Origin of the sequence: Paenibacillus sp. TAB_01 (assembly GCF_043945595.1) — a bacterium.
GTDB lineage: Bacteria > Bacillota > Bacilli > Paenibacillales > NBRC-103111 > Paenibacillus_S.
In genome coordinates this window covers 2,569,276-2,587,192 of sequence record NZ_JBIFNP010000001.1, presented here as the reverse complement: position 1 = coordinate 2,587,192, position 17,917 = coordinate 2,569,276, and the positions used below count along the sequence as shown (strand labels likewise).

General features: G+C 49.8%; 13 protein-coding genes. 2 read left to right on the top strand and 11 right to left on the bottom strand.

The window, feature by feature from the left end:
• Nucleotides 1–10: 10 nt before the first annotated feature.
• The 4 genes from ACHHV8_RS12580 to ymzB form a co-directional block, all read right to left on the bottom strand.
• The gene (locus ACHHV8_RS12580) at nucleotides 11–1,348 is read right to left on the bottom strand and encodes an ABC transporter substrate-binding protein (protein WP_395158568.1); all 1,338 of its coding nucleotides are present in this window, start codon (nucleotides 1,346–1,348) and stop codon (nucleotides 11–13) included.
• 97 nt (nucleotides 1,349–1,445) lie between these two features.
• Nucleotides 1,446–3,209 carry a sensor histidine kinase gene (locus ACHHV8_RS12575; protein WP_395158567.1) on the bottom strand — a complete coding sequence of 588 codons (1,764 nt, stop codon included), beginning with the start codon at nucleotides 3,207–3,209 and terminating at the stop codon, nucleotides 1,446–1,448.
• Between the two features lie 49 nt (nucleotides 3,210–3,258).
• Nucleotides 3,259–4,803: a response regulator gene (locus ACHHV8_RS12570; protein ID WP_395158566.1), complete on the bottom strand. Its 1,545-nt coding sequence runs from the start codon at nucleotides 4,801–4,803 to the stop codon at nucleotides 3,259–3,261.
• Between the two features lie 195 nt (nucleotides 4,804–4,998).
• Nucleotides 4,999–5,334: a protein YmzB gene (gene ymzB / locus ACHHV8_RS12565; RefSeq protein ID WP_395158565.1), complete on the bottom strand. Its 336-nt coding sequence runs from the start codon at nucleotides 5,332–5,334 to the stop codon at nucleotides 4,999–5,001.
• 318 nt (nucleotides 5,335–5,652) lie between these two features.
• On the opposite strand from ymzB, the gene ACHHV8_RS12560 reads away from it, so the two are divergent.
• Nucleotides 5,653–6,165 carry an acyl-CoA thioesterase gene (locus ACHHV8_RS12560; RefSeq protein ID WP_395158564.1) on the top strand — a complete coding sequence of 171 codons (513 nt, stop codon included), beginning with the start codon at nucleotides 5,653–5,655 and terminating at the stop codon, nucleotides 6,163–6,165.
• Nucleotides 6,166–6,480: 315 nt separating this feature from the next.
• Nucleotides 6,481–7,464 (top strand): ABC transporter substrate-binding protein, encoded by a 984-nt coding sequence (locus tag ACHHV8_RS12555; protein WP_395158563.1) that lies wholly within the window; start codon nucleotides 6,481–6,483, stop codon nucleotides 7,462–7,464.
• A gap of 398 nt (nucleotides 7,465–7,862) precedes the next feature.
• Here the strand turns inward: ACHHV8_RS12555 and ACHHV8_RS12550 are convergent, their stop codons facing one another.
• The 7 genes from ACHHV8_RS12550 to ACHHV8_RS12520 form a co-directional block, all read right to left on the bottom strand.
• Nucleotides 7,863–10,001 carry a helix-turn-helix domain-containing protein gene (locus ACHHV8_RS12550; protein WP_395158562.1) on the bottom strand — a complete coding sequence of 713 codons (2,139 nt, stop codon included), beginning with the start codon at nucleotides 9,999–10,001 and terminating at the stop codon, nucleotides 7,863–7,865.
• Nucleotides 10,002–10,235: 234 nt separating this feature from the next.
• Nucleotides 10,236–11,111, bottom strand: coding sequence for a carbohydrate ABC transporter permease (locus ACHHV8_RS12545; protein WP_395158561.1), 876 nt, complete (start codon nucleotides 11,109–11,111; stop codon nucleotides 10,236–10,238).
• Between the two features lie 17 nt (nucleotides 11,112–11,128).
• Nucleotides 11,129–12,097, bottom strand: coding sequence for an ABC transporter permease (locus ACHHV8_RS12540; protein ID WP_395158560.1), 969 nt, complete (start codon nucleotides 12,095–12,097; stop codon nucleotides 11,129–11,131).
• 191 nt (nucleotides 12,098–12,288) lie between these two features.
• The gene (locus tag ACHHV8_RS12535) at nucleotides 12,289–13,791 is read right to left on the bottom strand and encodes a type 2 periplasmic-binding domain-containing protein (protein WP_395158559.1); all 1,503 of its coding nucleotides are present in this window, start codon (nucleotides 13,789–13,791) and stop codon (nucleotides 12,289–12,291) included.
• A gap of 22 nt (nucleotides 13,792–13,813) precedes the next feature.
• Nucleotides 13,814–14,206: a Rieske (2Fe-2S) protein gene (locus ACHHV8_RS12530; protein WP_395158558.1), complete on the bottom strand. Its 393-nt coding sequence runs from the start codon at nucleotides 14,204–14,206 to the stop codon at nucleotides 13,814–13,816.
• Between the two features lie 28 nt (nucleotides 14,207–14,234).
• Nucleotides 14,235–15,281, bottom strand: a complete 1,047-nt coding sequence (locus ACHHV8_RS12525) for an amidohydrolase family protein (protein WP_395158557.1) — start codon at nucleotides 15,279–15,281, stop codon at nucleotides 14,235–14,237.
• Nucleotides 15,282–15,870: 589 nt separating this feature from the next.
• Nucleotides 15,871–17,907 carry an alpha-L-arabinofuranosidase C-terminal domain-containing protein gene (locus ACHHV8_RS12520; RefSeq protein WP_395158556.1) on the bottom strand — a complete coding sequence of 679 codons (2,037 nt, stop codon included), beginning with the start codon at nucleotides 17,905–17,907 and terminating at the stop codon, nucleotides 15,871–15,873.
• Nucleotides 17,908–17,917 lie beyond the last annotated feature (10 nt).

The window sequence follows — 17,917 nt, the reverse complement described above, 5'->3', positions numbered from 1 at the left end:
GTCTCTTGGTTTATTGCACCTTCAAATCCGGCTGCTTGTTTTTCAAATCCTCTTCCATCTTCTTCACGAGCTGGGCCGAATCAATATTGCCGTCTTTGGACGCATTAATTGTTTTCATCGCTACATTGATCGAGTCATCGATGTCCTGATCATATTTGCTTGGCAGGCGGACCGATTTGATTTTAGGGAAAACTTCCTGTGCAATTGCCTTCTGGACGTCTTGACCGGCAAAGTACTCCTCTTTCTTCGAGTAAAAATCCGGTTTTTCATAGATCGGCTTGAATGGCGAGAAGTTCCCCTTGTAATCGCGCGCAACCTCGGAGCCTTTCTCCGACAGGAACAAAAATTTGATCAATTCGGCAGCGCCGACTTTGTTCTTCGCTTTCTGCGGAACCGCCTGTACGGTACCGCCTAACGGAAACGGTCCGCCCGGAGGAATCATAAAGCCCCAGCGTCCTTTTCCATCCTTGTCATTCGCTTTGATCGTGAAATCGACGGACCAGTTGGCACATGGATAGAAAATATGCGTTTCATCCGTATAAGAAGCGTTGGCCGCAGGGGAATTCGTGTCCAGCACATCGACGATGCCCGCTTTTTTCATTTGAATCAGCTTATCCAGCAGCGGGGAAACCCCTTGCTTCAGATTCAGCGTGGTGCCTTGAATGAACGGCGTGCTCGTTTGCCCTTTCAGGAAGGCATAGGCATCGCCCAAGCTTGCGAACATGAACACTTTACCGTTCGATTTCTGCTTCACTTCCATGCCTTTTTGGATAAACGTGTCCCAATCCGTGAATATTTTCTCAAGCTCAGCACGATCGTCCGTTCCGAAATATTGCTTGGTCAGCGAACGCTTATACGCCATTCCAGCCACGGATGGAGCTTCCGGACCGACATAGACACCGCTTTCCGTTGTCTCCAGAGGGATCAAGTAATCGAGCACCTGCGATTTGTCTAGATTATACGGAGCTTTCGTCAGATCCTCCCAAATATTCAAAGATAACAGCTTGCCTCTATACGTTTGCTCCAGCCACGCGATATCCGGTAAATCGGCTCCGGAGGCCAGCGCGGTTTGCAGCTTTTGCGCCATATCCTTGCTTTCCACCGCTGTCATGACAACGTTGTATTCCGGATGCAGCTTGGTGAATTCTTCATACATTTTGGCACGGGAATCCGTCTTATCCCATAACCAGATATTAATGTCCGTCTTCTTCCCTGCCGTGCTTGCCGCCTCCTGCTTCCCCTGCGCCCCCGTGCCGTCCGAATTTTGCGAGCCGCTGCTGCATCCCGCCAATCCCAGCATGGCCGTAAGAATAACTAGTGGAATCGCTTTCAATAATCGCTTGCGCATAAACCATCCTCCTTCTTTCTCTGCAAGTCTGTTCTTCCTACACGGATAACTATATCAGCCGCCCCGGGGCGTTCCTACAGGCCAAAATTATTAAATGTTATACATTTTTATGATCTTCCTGCTGTACCAAGCTGTCAGGAATCGCGAAACGGATTCGCGTCCCCTCGTTCTCCTGACTCTCTATATGAAGAATCGCCTGCTCGCCAAACAAGAGCTTCAGCCGGTTATTCACGTTCAGCATCCCGATATGATCCAGGTCTTCCTGCAGGAATGGGGTGCCCATCAGGGCCTGCAGCCTCCCAAGCTGCTCCGCGCTCATGCCGACCCCGTTATCCTCCACCCGTACCGTCAGCAGGCCGTCACCCGAAGAAACGCAGATGCGAATCCACCCTTCCCGCTGCGACGGAAGAATACCGTGAAAGATACTGTTCTCCACCAGCGGATACAGAATCATTCGGGGCAGCCGCTTCTCCAGACAGTTCTCCTCGACCTGCCACTCCAGCTTCATTCGGCCGTTATACCGGTATTGCAAAATTTGCGCATAATCCTCGATATAAATCATTTCCTCGCTGATGGTAGACAGCATCTCGGGCTTATTCTTGATCGTACGCTGCAAAAATGAAATAAACGCCCGCGTCAAAGCGGCAATATCCGGTGCGTTCGCCTTGCGCGCCAAATAAATAACGGAATTCAGCGTGTTGTAAATAAAATGAGGATTGATTTGATACATAAACATTTGGAGCTCCAGCTCTCTTTTCTTCTTCTCCATGAGGACCGATTCATCGACCAGGCTCTTGATATCTCTGACCATTTTATTAAAAACTTGCGCCACTTCCTCAATCTCGTCCCCGCTTGAAACGACAATCGTCGTATTCAGCTCGCCCTTGGACACCTGTCTCATCCCCCGGATCAGCTTCATCAGCGGCTTCGTTACCGTAGAGACGACCGGATAAATCAGGACAGACATGATCAGAAGGCAGATCAGAACGATGGAAAGCAGCACATAATTCGTATATTTCATGTTGGCATTCATTTTGTTTTGCGGGACGATGCCCATAACCTTCCATTGCGACGAAGGAATGGACTCGATGAAATAATATTGTCCGTCCTTCAGGACAGAGCTTTCCCGGGAAGTCCAAGGGTTCATCGCTTCCTCCGGAAGCTCGGAGGCCGGCGGACCGGACGAATAAACGATATGCCCGTCTTTATCCAGCGTATGAACGCGAATCCCCAGCGACGCATCGGTAATCATCGGTTTTACCAGCACGTCCCAGTTAATATGAATGAGCAGCTTGCCCAAATACACATCAGGCATCTGCTTATCGTAAATATTCATCACATAGGTTACAACCGTCATGCGGGACAGCGTATTCGTATTGTTCGTCACGATATGCTTCATAGAAAATCCGTTGTACGCCGCATTCAGCCTGAAATTATCATACCAGTCCTCCGTAATGGAGCCGGAATAGACGTCGTTCATTTCCAGCACCTTGTTGTTCTTATCCACAATGATCATATCGACAATCACATTGTCTCTCAGCAGGCTGTATTCCTTCAGCACCGTCTCCAGCTGCAGGTTGTTCATATAGTAATCGAAGCCTTCGGTGGTTGACATTTTCTTCAGCAGCAGCTGCAGCTGGTCATTTACGACGATCCCTTTCGCGTAATTGACGATATCCTCCAGCTGATAAGATACCTGCTGGGCTATTTTGGCGACGATCGTCTGGTTGTCTCTCACAATTTGCCGGCTGAGGATCGGGTTGACGTACAAATAAATTGAGAAGCCGCTTAATCCGACGGACAGCAGGATGGAAATAAACGCGACCGCGGTAATTTTGCTCTTGATGCGCATGGATTTCATCCTGCCGGTGTCCCCACTTCGATTTTCTCATCACGTAACAGCTCGCTTTTTACAGATCACCGGGGTTTTGCCCGGTCACCTTCTTGAATGTTTTGCAAAAATATTGTACCGTCTGGTATCCGACCATCGAGCTTACCTCATACACCTTGTACTTCCCTGTTTCCAGCAGTTCCTTCGCCTTCCCGATCCGGTATTGGGTGAGGTAAGTGACGAAGGAAACGCCAACTTCTTTTTTGAACAGCTGGCTCGTGTAGATCAGGCTGAAGCCGAGCCGGTCGGCAATTTCATTTAATGAGAGTTCCTTTTGATAGTTGGCGTGAATGTACTGAAGCAGCTCTCTAATTTTTTTACTGTATTTCAAACTGGATTCTTCTTCCAGCTGCTTCAACATGCGTTGGAACCATTCCGCCATTTGATACACATTGCCGAGCTGCTGAACTTCCGTCCATGCGTCCAGCGCATCCATCATCGGGGTGCCCTGTCTGGGCAATCCCTTCAGATTTATGAGCCGGATCAGCTCAAATATGCTGCTGCGCAGCGCTGCCGGATCCCGGAGGGCAGCAAGCTGCCGCGTAAACAGCTCATCCAGACTGCTGTGGAGCGCTGCATATTCATTGTGCTGCAGCTGCTGCTGAATCCGTTCCAGGAGCTGCGCGACCGCAGCCTGAAGCATTTCCTTATCCGCAAAAGCTTGGCTGTCTGTCAGAATAGCGCTGCCCTTTTGAAAAACCCGCTGTGCAAACAGCTCCTTGCATTTCTTCACACTGCCGCGCAGGTCCCGGTATGACTCGAACACCGGCCCTGCGGCAATCGACAGCAGCACAGCCGGAAACGCTTCCGAAATCGTACGCAGCAGATGATTCATGAAGGCGGTGCCATATTCAAAAATCGCCCGTTCGCTGCTGCGCTCAGGAATCCGGTAAAAAATAAGGTATTCGTTCGGATTCATATCCACCGCATCGGCCTCGAAATCGAGAAAGGGACGCGAATACAGAAAGTCGATCATTTCCTTTTTGTCCATACTTCGGCTGGAATGAGGCTGCTCGTCAGGATCGCCGGCTGACGGTTCAATCCCCAGAATACAAATCCCCGTTCTCCCCTTCCACCGGAACAGCTGCTCCGGAATCGGCGGATGGAGCGGATCGGGATGCGTCTCTGCCCGCTTCAAGAGCATGCGCAGCTTCTCTTTTCTGGCCAAATACTCGACGCTTTCCTCCGCTTCCATCCGGCGCCGCACTTTATTCAGTTCCTCCAGCAGCAGCGGGCTGTCCAGCTCATGCTTCAGCACATACGAATGTATGCCCAGCTTGAGCGCTTCGCGCGCAAAATCGAAATCACCATAGGCTGTAAGCAAAATTATTTTTGCATGCTTCTGCAGCTTCATGATATGGCCTATCATGTCCAAGCCGCTCATGACCGGCATTTTGATGTCGGTAATAATAATGTCAGGGTTATGGTCCCGGAAATAACGCAGCCCTTCTCCGCCGTTTCTCGCTTCAGCGGCAATCCTGAAGCCATGGCTCTCCCAATTAATCAAATGCTTGATATCTTCTCTTACGATATCTTCATCTTCAACGATCATCACCTTCAGCATATCCCGTCACCCCTTGAATGCACAGAATCATATTCCAGGACAACAATCATTTAGCAATATAGTGCAAATATTACCAACTGGGACTGGGCACTTCAACAGACAATTATTGACCTCTGACGTTTTCCCGCTAAAAGCGGCATTCATTTGTACATAAAAAAAACACCCCGCTTGGAGTGTTTGGAATAAAGCCTAACCTTACTGCCTTGTAATGGTGTATTCAGCGCGGTCTGTCGTCAAATGGAGCGTGCTTTCTTCAATGGAGCTCTGCCAATCGCCCTGCAGCGGAATTTCGTATTTCTTACCGGGCAAAGGCGCCTGATTCTCATTCAATACAATCCCGTCTCCATGAAGAACCAGCTCGTACTGGGGAATATAATCATCATCCTGCGCATGAGCAGGTGTATCTAATGACACTTCCTCCAGCTGCACCTGCGTTAAATCCTCATCCTGCTGCTCCAGCTTCGTAATAACGAGCTCTTGTCCGCGGAACTGCTCCAGCCAATCGGTTATTTCCTTCACATCCCGGTTCATCAAATCCGCTCCTCTCCTTATTGAACGAAGGCCCTGTCCAGCTTGAGCCTTTATATGATTATCGCTTTAGGTTACCGCTTAAGAATGATTAACCAAAACCGGGATATCCAACTCATTCCGGCTCGGCCTGTTGAAACACATGTCAGTATAGTATGATTTTTTTATCGTCACAGTATGTATAGCCCGCAGTCATGAACGATTTTTCTTTGAAGTACCGGCTTGTTTAAAAAATACACGCTTCCCGGATAGGCCTGTGCACATAGGCTCATATTATGAGTATCCTAAATTTACTGCGTTTTTTAGAGGAGGAACATACCGTTGGAAGAGAAATATGTAAGAGAAACGAGATGCTTTAAAATCTCAAGGGTATTTCCATTGGATGTCAATAACCACAATACGATGTTCGGCGGCAAGCTCATGTCCTTGATAGACGATATCGCTTCGATTACGGCTTCCAAGCTTTGCCGGGTGACGGCGGTTACCGCATCCACGGACTCTGTCGATTTCTTGAAGCCGATCCGGCCCACGGATTGCGTCTCTTTGGAATCGTTCGTAACATGGACGGGGAAGACCTCGATGGAGGTATTCGTGAAAGTCATTACCGAAGATTTGCGTACGGGAAAAAGAGATATTGCCGCCACCTCCTTTCTAACCTTTGTCGGGCTGGACGAAAGCAATCATCCCGTTCCGGTTCCTCGCATCATCCCAGAGACGGAGGAGGAACATAAATTATATGAAACGGCGAGCCACAGAGCCGAATTACGCAAAATCAGGCGGGAAGAAAGCAAAAAATTTGCCGACTACTTACTGACGAGATATCCTTGGGAGTGAAAGGTAAGCCTGCTCCCTTCTCAAAATTATCCTCCGGTTTCTTCTAAAAAACCTGCTCTTGAAAGCGTTCTTCCCGCTGTTTAGCTTGTCCTCAGGCCTCTTCCATTTATGCATATCCATGTATAAGTGCTTCTGCTTTTCCCCTAAAATTCATTTCAAATCTACTTCGTTTAGAACAGCTCTTCCACGTCAAATTCGAGCAAAATACGACAAAATTTGCAAAAATGATTGCATTGTACAACATCCTTCGCTATACTTTAGTTGATAATGATAATCTTTATCAATACGTATTTATACCAGAAGGGAGTTTTTTTCTTGTTATCCTCAATGCTTCAAGCAAGGCTGCTGTTCGTTTTTGCGATTGTTTTGCTCTTGTCCGGATGTGGTACGGCTGTTGAACCCAAAGCGGTTGAATCTGCAGGAGATGCTAAGGCGGCTGCCGCCCCGCCGGCAGACAACAAAGCTTCCAGCACTATTATAAAGCAAGGCGAGCCGCCGAAATCCGGTTTGCCCTCGAAAATTGCCATTACCGACTTCCGCTTCGCCGATTCTCTGCTGGCGCTCGGCGTCAAGCCCTATGCCATGGGCAGCTATCTGGGATCGACCACCTTGGAGTGGCTCGATCCGAAGGCGCTTGAAGGCGTTATCAATCTTGGAGAGGATGGCAACCCCGAGGCGGTGCTGAATGCGCAGCCTGATTTTATTATCTCTTGGGAGACTCAGGCTAAGCTATACGACAATCTGTCCAAAGTTGCCCCGACGCTCGTTCTTGGAGAAAGCCCCCACTGGAAAGCTGATTTCCGCCAGTTTGCCGGCTTTTTAGGAAAAACCAAAGAAGCTGAACAATGGCTGAGCCGGTACGAGGACAAAGCCAAGGCAGCCAAAGCTCAGCTTGCCTCGAAGATTAAACCGGATACGACCGCCCTTTCCATGCGGATCGTCGGCAAGGAATACCGGATTTACAGCGACGATCAGAAACTGGGGCGGGTCATCTATCAGGACTTAGGCTTCCAAGCGCCGGAAAAAGTAAAGCCGATCGACCGGCGGGAAACGATCTCCTTGGAAGCACTGCCTGAATTCGATGCGGATTACCTGTTTATCGAAGTAGGCGCTCCGAAAATCGGCGGAGACAAGGAAGCCCAGCAGAAATTTACGGAGCTGGAGCAAAGCGCGATCTGGAAAAACTTGAAGGCGGTGAAAAACAATCACGTTGTCATCGTTCCTTACTGGACAGACTTGGATTTCCCGCAGGTGAATGAAAAGTCGATTGATTTGGTCACTTCGCAAATTTTGAAGTAGCTTTAGAGTAAACGTGGGATGGAATGACAGCAGTTTGTCATATTAAAAGCTTTACTGCATGCCTATGCGTTACGGTTGTGCGTTACAGGAAATGGGTGTAGGGTTACAACCGCTGTTAAAGTCGTGTGATTTTGAATTATATGAAGCGGTCATCACACGACTTTAAAGGCGGCCGCTTCGCTTTTCCACCCTACACCCCTTCCCTCCAGGTTCTACATTCCATGTTGATCCACTTCTTTCACTCCGATAAAGCCCGCTTCGCTTTTCTCCGTGCTGTTCGGGGCATGCAACGGTTAACCGGGAGCAAAACCTTCCCCGATAAGCTATGCCTGCCCCGCGGCACCTTTATCAGTAGGAATCCCTTCGCCCATCCGGGCCAATCGGACCGTATCCATCCGTTACTGCTGATGCGAAGTCCTGAACTGACTCGGCGTCATATAAGTATGCTTTTGAAACATCCGGATCAAGCTTCGCTCCGAATAGCCGATTTTTTCGGCAATTTCCTTGATGCTGAGTCCGGTCGTCAGAAGCAAATGCTGCGCTTCGTTGATTTTGCTTTTCAGAACATAATCCAGAAACTGCATGCCGACCTCTTTCTTGAAGGACTTGCTGAGATGGGAAGGGCTGATGCCCACCAGCTCGGCGCACTGCCCGAGAGAGATATCCTCATACACATGCTCGTCGATATATTGGATGACTCTTTGAATCAGGCTGTGGATGTGGCTTGGCGACTCACAGGTTTTATCGAAGAACGGGAAAATATAATTGATAAACCAATCGTAGACTTCGACCGATGTTTTGCGCTCCTGCAAGGAGTACAGTAATTTATGGTCGTAAATATACGAATAGCCTTTGCGGATCAGCGACTTGCACAGCGTACACAATAACATATAATAGCACTGGGAAATGATGACATGGGATTTGGACGAGCGCACCGCTAACAGGTACTCATTCAAGTTCTCCTCCGCTTCTTTGAACCGCCGGTTCTCCAGATTGTCGATAAGCGCTTCTTCAATATAAAAAGGATAATAAAAGGACGCCTGCTTCTTATGCGTCTCTAAATCCTCAAAAAACAGCACCTGGTCCCGTTCCTCATACAAACGGTATTGCAGCGCCTCCAGCGCCTCCGTATAGGAATTCGGAATGTCCTCCAGACGAGGAACCACGCCGCCGATCCCTATGCTGATATTCAGATTCAGATAGCTGTTAAAGGCATGCACCAAACCGGATGCGAACTGCGTGAGACGGCTCTTCATCTCGCTGTCCGGCAGGCCGCGGGGGAAGAAAATCAGCGCCGTACCGAGCCCGCTGCGGTTAATGACGACCTCTCCCTCCATCTTCTCCTGCTTTTGCAGCATCTCGCTCATCACGTTTTTGACGATAAAAGAGAGAATCGGGCCGTCGCTCCGCTGGAACCGTGTTTCCTTATGCATGTTCTCCAAGTGAACCATCATCACCGCGCATACCTGATCCTGATGCTCGGCCGCAGCGGAAACCGGCGCTTTCTTCTCATAACTGTGGTATTCCAGCAGCTCCAGATAATAGCTTTCCTTAATGGTCGGCTCCCACTTCTGCATATAGTGATTGATCTTCTGGGCTTGATCGGTCAAATACATCCAGCTGTCCTGAATGAAGGCAATATCGTTGTCGGATCGGGCTTTAAACCGGTTGTCCTGATTTAACTTCTCACCCAGCTCTACCAGCTGGCGGATCGGACGGTACGCCTTCAAACTCGCGAAAACGGTTACAGCAATGCCGATATTAATACACAGCAGCAGTGTCAAAACAAGCACCCAGCGAATCCAGCTCATGTGCTCGGCGATATCCGCCTCCGCAATTTTGGAAATATAAGTCCGGCCCAGCTCGGTTTTCCGGAAGCTGAAGAAAAACTGCTTGCCTGTCGCATCTTTCATTACAAAGCTGTCGGTTACCTTGCCCGATCGGATAATCGTTTGAATGGAGCTGTCGTTCAAAATTGCATCCTCGTCTTGAAAATATTGCCCGGCCCGAACCAATACATGGTTGGAGGAATCCAGCACCAGCATCGATTGCTTGGCGCTGTACACCGAGGGAACCTCCAAATATTTTTGAACGAGCTCCTTATTCAATTTGGTGATCAGCAGTCCCCGCGCCTTTTTAATATCGGACGGGGCCAAATACCTTACACAGGCGAGGGTGCTCTCCATAAACGGCTGGTTGATCAAGAGGCACTGGTCCTTGGGCTCGAACAGCATTAAATAGTCCAGCACCGGGCGCAATTTATACATTTTTTTCAGCACGAAGCCATGCTCATTGTTCAATATATCCTCGGACGCATCGTCGTATAAAATGACATCCTCTATAAAATCGTTCGAGCCTTTGGCCACCTGAAGCAATTTTAAAATGTCCAGGTGCGCCAATATTTTATCGTTGGAATCGCTGTCAAAAAAAGAATTTTTAACCAATGGATCTGCGGCAAGCTGGAGGGAAGAAAGCTCAATCGATCCAAAAATCCTCTCAAGTCTATCCTTGGCAAGAGCCAGAGAGGATTCGGACATTTGGGCGACATCATTGACCGCGGATTTCATGGAGAGATGATAATACACGCCGCCGATCAATAATACCGGAATACAGGTGGATATACAGCCAAACCAAATAAATCGGTAAAGTGAAGATTTGCGATTGTTTTTCTGCCGATAAAAATAGCGAATCCATGTAACGATACGTATCCCTCTCCCTTCACATTTCATTATTCGAATTATAAATGAAAGGGACATGCACAACAATAAAATTCAGCCTTTAATCGAGCCGAGCATTACACCCTTGGCAAAATGCTTCTGCAAAAACGGATACACGAGCAGGATAGGAAGCATAGCCAGAACAACGGACGCAATGCGAATCGTTTCCTGCGGAAGCAGCTGATCCATCGAGGCCGAGCTGCCGGTCATATTGGAGCTGGCATCCAGCACGAGCGTCTTCACCAGCACCTGCAGCGTCCATTTATTCGTGTCGGTCAAGTACAATATGGCGTTAAAATACGTGTTCCAATGCGCGATCGCAAAAAATAAGGTGAAGGCAGCGACAGCGGGCATAGAAAGCGGCAAAATAATCCGGATAAATACGCCTAAATCCGTACAGCCGTCCATCTTGGCCGATTCCTTCAGCTCGGAAGGGATCGATTCCAGGAAGCTTTTGACGACGATTAAGCTCCATGCGTTCGTTAATACCGGCCAAATCAGCGCGCCGAACGAGTTGAGCAGCCCCAGATCTTTGACCAGCAAATAATTCGGAATGATGCCGGGATTAAAGACAAGGGTCAGCACGACGATCCCCATCATGATGTTCCTGTAAGGCATTTGTTTCTCGGTCAGGCCGTAGGCCATAGTAAACGTAAACAAAAGATTCAGCAGCGTGCCTATCACGGTAATGAAGATCGTATTTCGGAAAGCGGAGACGAAGCTTGGCGTCGACAAAATATAGGAGTATGCCTCCAGCGACCATTTCTCGGGCCAAATATTGAACTGAAACGGCACGTACACATCCTTATCCGTCAAGGAGAGGAGAATCAGATAAAGTATCGGAAAAGCAGACAGGATCGATATAATGGTAAGAGCGATATAATTGATATAGTCAAACAAGGTCAAACGCTTCGTTTGAACAAAGCTCATGAATGCATCCTCCCCTTCTAGTAAATCCCCTCGTGCCCCAGCTTTTTAACGATATAGTTCGAGATGAAAACCAGCACGAGCCCGACGACGCCCTTAAACATGCCGACGGCCACCCCTACGCTCGTCTGTCCGCTGAGAATCCCCTGCTGGTAAGCATAGGTGTCGAATACGTCTCCGACTTTCAATACAAGCGGGTTAATCATGAGCAGCACCTGCTCAAAGCTCACATCGGCAATATGGCCCAATCGCAGTATGAGCAGAATAAGAATTGTCGGGCGGATGGCAGGCAGCGTAATGTGCCAAATTTGCCGCAGCCGGCTGGCTCCGTCAATAACCGCCGCTTCATAACGGGAAGGATCGACGCCGGCAATGGCCGCCAAAAAGATAATCGTGCCCCAGCCCGTATCCTTCCACATATTTTGAACGGTCAACAGCCCCCAGAAATATTTCGGCTCCTGCATGAAAGGTACGGCTTCATAGCCCGCTCCGTGAATCGCCTTATTGATCAGCCCGACATCGGTTGACAAGAAGAAGAATGTCAAGCTGGCAATAATGACCCAGGATAAGAAATAGGGCATATATACAATCGACTGATTGATCCGCTTAAATACTTCATGGCGGACTTCGTTCAGCATGATTGACAGCAGGATGGGAAGCGGAAACAAGAAGACGAGGCTGAACACATTAATTAGCAAGGTGTTGCGCAGCAGGATGTAGAAGTACTCATACTCAAACAGATCGATGAAATGCTTAAAGCCTACCCATTTGCTGTTCCATATTCCCAATAAGGGGGTATAATCCTGAAAGGCAGCGAGCATCCCCCAGAAGGGCAATAGCTTAAAAATAATGAAATATAATAATCCCGGAAGCACTAACAGATACATATAACGGTACTGATTGATTTTTTTCCAGGTGGCGGACCGGCTGTTCTTAATCAATGGCTTGGAAATCGCAGACTGGTTCGCAAGCTTCATTTCATGCTTCATTTCATCCCTCCTCGACTGCCTCATATGTCCTCAGCAGACAGGGATCCTCCCGCCGAGCTTCGCCCCATTCGGGAGCTGCCAAGGCGTCTGAAGGAGGATACCCCACCGGCATATCGGAAACATTTATTCTCATCAAACTTTTTAACCAGCCATCCTGTGAATTGGCATGGCTTCTGTCGAGTCCATCGCGCTTACTTCCCGAATAACGAGGTGTAGTTTTCCCCAAATTCCTTATACGACGCGGCAAATTCTTTCTTCGCTTTAAGCTGCTCAATATAGGCTTTGTAGTCGTCCATCGAAATTTTACCGATGATGGCCTGCGTGCGCATATTCGTAAATTCCCCTTGGTATTTAGGCCATTGGGTTACCCAGGATGGCGAATTGATGACGCTGTACGGGTCGATTTTGACCGCTTCGGCCAGCGGCTTTAATTTCTCTCTGTTTTTGAGATTTATCTCTTGAGGGGCCAGCGGGCTGTCTGTTTTGGACCATGGGTCCAGCTTGAGCACGAACGGTTCAATGGTCGTATTGTTGATTTCTTTTTTGCCCTGCTCGGTCATTACTTTGGCACCGTTTTCAACTTTATGGTGAATGCCTTCGCTGCCATAAGTGATATAGTCTGTGATTTCCGCGCTTGCCACTAAATCGTAAAACTTAAGAATCCGTTCGACCTTTTCCTTCGGAACGTCCTTCGGTATGAACAGCCCGCCATAAAATCCCGGAGAGGCAACGGCCGTCGTCCCGTTCGGTCCGGTTAAATAAGGGACATATTCCACCTGGGCGCCGGGCTGTACCTTCTTGGCGGACTGCTCCAAGCCGTATTGATGCCATGGATTTTTTCTGTAAAATGCAGCCAGGCCGGAACCGAACATGCTGTAATACTGCGAATCCTTCATCACGGCGAATTCCTGCGACATCAGTCCTTCCGAATAAGCCTTCCGGTACCAGTCGACCATCGCGGTATAAGCATTCGTCAATTCCTTCGGATACAGCCCGCCGTCTGCGGTAAATTCCGGCGTGATCCCGCCAAAGGCCGTGCGGTAGCTTTCATCGAAGTTCATGCCGATAGTGTCCTTCTTCCCGTTACCATCCGGATCGCTGTCCACCACTTTCTTCAAAGTGACGAGCAGCTCATCCATCGTCTTGGGCATAGGGAGTCCGAGCTTGTCGAGCCAATCCTTGCGGATATGATCCGCTGCCGTAATGGGCGGTCTGGTACGGGGCAGTCCGTAAATTTTTCCGTTATAGCGCATTAACTTCCATGCGCTTTCCGGCACGTTATTCTTCAAATTCGGATATTGGCTGAAGTCTCCCAGCAGCTCGCCCAGCTCCCAGAACATGCCCTTATTAATGGCGTCGACCACATTGGGCGCCGTTACTTCCGTTACCGTCAGCACCTCCGGAATTTTGCCGGAAGCCAGCACAATGTTGACTTTATTCATATAATCATTGATCGGCACCCAATCGATGTCCAGATGCGTATTCGTCTTCTGCTCCAGGCCTGTCCAGAAAGCGCTGTTCATATCGGGCGGCTCCGTTTGCAGCGAAGACATCATTTTGATCGTCAGCTTCTGATTCGCTTGGCCTGTATTCGAAGGAACCGCCTCTTTACTGCTGCATCCAGCCAACAATGCGGAGCCTGCCGCAGCGATACTAAGCGTGCACAAAGCGGTGGAACGCCATGCTTTTTTCATAGAAACACCTCTCTTTTCCCTTTTAGATGTACACAATGACCTTCTCTTCCTCTACCTTGACGGTATATGTTTCCACCGTTTTCGTCTCTTCGACCGTTTCCACCGCTACGTCGTATGTCTTCACTAGACATTTGTGCGGATCGTAAACGGATTTGCCTGTCAAAATATCGAATTCCCAGCCGTGCCACGGGCATCGGACGATTTCGCCCTCTTTGCCGTACAGGTATTCGCCCGGCTCGGACGGCAGCGTCATCCCGGTCACCGTTCCTACACATAACGGCGCGCTTTGATGCGGACAGCTGTTCTTTAGAGCATAGAACGAGCCGTTGACGTTAAATACGCCTACAGACCGGCCCTCCAGCACCATGATTTTATTGGAGCCGGCAGGAAGGTCCAGATACCTTACATATTTCATGCCGCATACCTTATCCCCTCCCGATTCGTTATAAATTGTACAATTCTTTGGCATTCTCGTAAAAAATCCGGTTTCTGAGCGCCTCCGGCAGCTTCGGAAATGCAAATTTCGGCGAATCGAAATCCCAATGCGGGTAATCGCTTGCGAACATAAGAATATGCTCGGCATCCATCATTTCCAAAATTTGCAGCAAATGCTGGTCATTGTCCGGCCGCTCCAGCGGTTGGGACGATATGCGGACATGATCGCGTAAATATTCGCTCGGCTTGCGCTTCACCCAAGGCACCTCGTAGCGCAGCGCCTTGTACTCGGCATCGAGTCTCCACATGAGAGCCGGCAGCCAAGAGACGCCGCCTTCTGTCAAAACGACCTTGAAATTCGGAAACCGCTCGAATACGCCTTCCGTCAAAAAGCTGACCAGGTGTGCCTGGAACCCGAGCGAAAGACAAGTATGCCACTCAATATAGTGGGTCGGGTAGCCGGGCGTAGGCTGAACGTTAATGCCCATGCCGTCGGTGCCGGGATGAATGGCGAGCGGCAGTCCGTGCTTGTTGCAGGCTTCGTAGATCGGGTAATACTGCCGCTGGCCGAACGGTGCGCGCGCCCCCGAATCGGTCATCACCTGAACAAAATGCGGATGCCCCGCCCACCGCTCAATTTCTTTGGCCGCCGCGATCGGGTCTTGATGGGCAATGGTGATCGACCCTTTGAATACGCCGTCCGGGTTATCCTTGCCGAGCCACGTATCGGCCAGCCAATCGTTATACGCTGCCGCGATAGCGGTTGCAAAATCCGGGTCGGGATGCAGATTGCAAAAAGCCCGGGGCAGCAGGATCGCATACTCGTGCCCGTATTCTTCAATCAGCTGCTTGCGGACGAAATCGGGTCCCAGCCGATCGGTCCAGCCGTTGGGCGGCTTGGCGTCCAAGCGGGCTCCATGCAGCGGGTTGCCGTAAAAGCCACGCCCCGAGCCGGAATACCGGTCCTTCCACGGCTGCTTCATATAAGAACGAATTTGGTCGATGCTTTTGGGCGTCGGATGCACATCACAGTCAATAATGGGTCCTTTACTCAAACGGTCCACTTCCTTCCTTGTTTTGAAAAGCTTCTATTATGCATAGTCGATGCTGCCCTTAGCGTGATACTTGGCATTACTTTTGGCATAGCACTTGGCATGATGCTTGGCATTGCACTTAACATGGTATGTTGAACAACCGCTCGCTTCGTCTTCGTTCGTCTCATCCTCCCCCATGCATTCGGTAAGCTGTCTGTGCCTTCATAAGCTATCCTGGCCACATCCTTATCTTAGAAGATCAGCCATGCCGCTGAAAGTGATAATCCTTGTGCGAGGAAAATTATGTCATGCCAAGCCCGTAACCACGGGCCTGAAGCCGCTGCGAGGAAAAAAACGTCATGTGCCGCCGCAGGCTAAACAAGCGTGCAGGGTTCAACCGACCGACCGCCACGCTCGCTGAGGATTCGCGACCGTTGGAAAATCACCTACGCTTATTGCTGCATCTTGGCTGCGCAGCGCCTAGCTATGCTGCCAATGTCCGCATAGCAAAAAGGCCGCCTATCCAATACAGCGGCCCTGCTCATTTCCCTATTTTCAATTGTATGTGTAAATTCGTTTATCTGAAGCTGCGTGCCTTCCCATCGCCTCATCAATTATCGCCTTGACGCGATACTTCCAGCGCATAAACGGAAGATGCTCTCAGCCTGCAGCTTACCTGACTTCCCGCAAAAGGCACCTCATGGGATACGCTCGTCACAAGATCCGGATGCTGCACACTATTGATCGACTCGTAATCGTCTGCCGTCAGCTCCAGCAAATGCGCAGTTCCCGACTCGGCGAATCCATCCAGCTGCACGTCCGTCAAGATATCTTCAAGACTCCGATTCACCATAAAGACCGTGAGCTTGTCTCCTGTAACATTAACGCAAGCCACGACATCCAGATTCGGCAGGTGCTCAAGACTGGCTGCAGCTGGCACACGGCTGTTTACTTTAAAGCTGCCGCAGTAGGTATAGCTCTGAACCACATAGCCCAAGTCCCGGTTGGCATACATTTTCATAACGTAATAGGACGGTGTGCCGTAGACGGTTAAGGATTTATCGCTCCAGCCCGCAGACTTCCCGCGAAACTGGTCCGCATAGTAATCTCCTACCCGGATGCAGCCGCCCAGCCAGCCGTTCACAAGATCGGAAAAGCTGCCGATCTCCACCACATCGCTGTTTCGGATAAATTCATTCAGATTCGCCGCATTCGCCGCTGCAGCCTCGAGCGTATGCTCGTTGGGAAGGCCTTTACGGATCGTATTAGGATAGTACATCGTGTTGTATTCCGTAATAGCCAGCTTCAAATGGGCGTAACGAGGAGAAGTGCCGAACATTTCCCTTAGCTGCCGTATTGATTCCCTCGTCCATTCGGGATAGGAAAGCATTGCCTTAAAGCGATCTTCCTTAGGCGTAAGGTCGCCGCGATCATGGATGCCGAACCGGTTGTATCCATGGTACAAATGCAGGGTCAAGTAATCCATATGCTCGGCAGCCAGCTCGATCAATGCTTGATTCCAATCCATCCGGGCATCTCCGCAGCCGAGCAGCTTGATGCCGGGATTCGCAGCCTTCATCGCCTTAGCAAAACGGACATAGCGCTCGGCAAAAGCTTCGGCGCTGCAGTGGCCGACCTGCCACGCTCCCCATACTTCATTGCCGATCTCCCAATATTTCACTTCATAGGGCTCGGGATGTCCGTTCTCGGCTCTTAGTCTGCCCATCGGCGTATCGCTAGCGCCATTACAGTATTCCACCCACTCGGCCGCTTCTTCCGGGGTTCCCGAACCGTCATTTACGCAAATCAGCGGCTCCACGCCCAGCTCCCGGCAAAATTGAATAAATTCATCGGTTCCGAAATATTTATTCGTCCAGCCTCCCCATGCTTCATTCACGACGCAAGGCCGTTCCAGCACAGGACCAATCGCCTGCTTCCAGTGATAGGCGCTGATATAATTGCCCGCAAGCCGCATCATGCCTGCGTTCAGCTCCTTGGTCATTTCCATGACCTCTTTGCGCACATTGCCTGAGCTGTCCGAGGGCAGCAGCGAAATATGATCGAGCCACAGCATCCCGGTAGACACGTGATCCAACCAGCGCTCATGCTCCGCAGGTACGTAAACCCTGAACTCCGCGTGCTCGCAATCTCTAAGCACCGTAAGCCGCACCGCATAATGCCGCCAGTCATGGCTCGTAAGATTTATTCGTACCGAGCCGAGCACGTCACCGCTCATCTTATCCGCGATCTCGGCTGTAACATATTTAATTTCGACCGAAGCTCTTGCATAGACCGCCAAATGATAGCCGTCCAGATCCTGCTTTACGGCAATGGCTTGACACAAGCCGGCATAACCGTCATCGTCGCTATAAATACGCACCATCTGACTATGACCGGAATGATGCTTTGCAGCAGGTTCAAGGGCATAGCGCGTGCTTTTTCCGTTCGTATAAGGACGCCAGCTGCCGGAAAGCCCTCTGTACGTCTCATCTGGGCTTTCGAAATCCATATCTTTAAGCGGATAGGCCAGCATGGCATCCATATGATCGCGGATATCTTCCACAAAATGCCCGAACAAAAAAGGATTAATTTTGTCTTTGCCAACCTGGTTCATATCCAAACGTATCGCAGCTTCGTTTTCTCTCATCCACATCTCT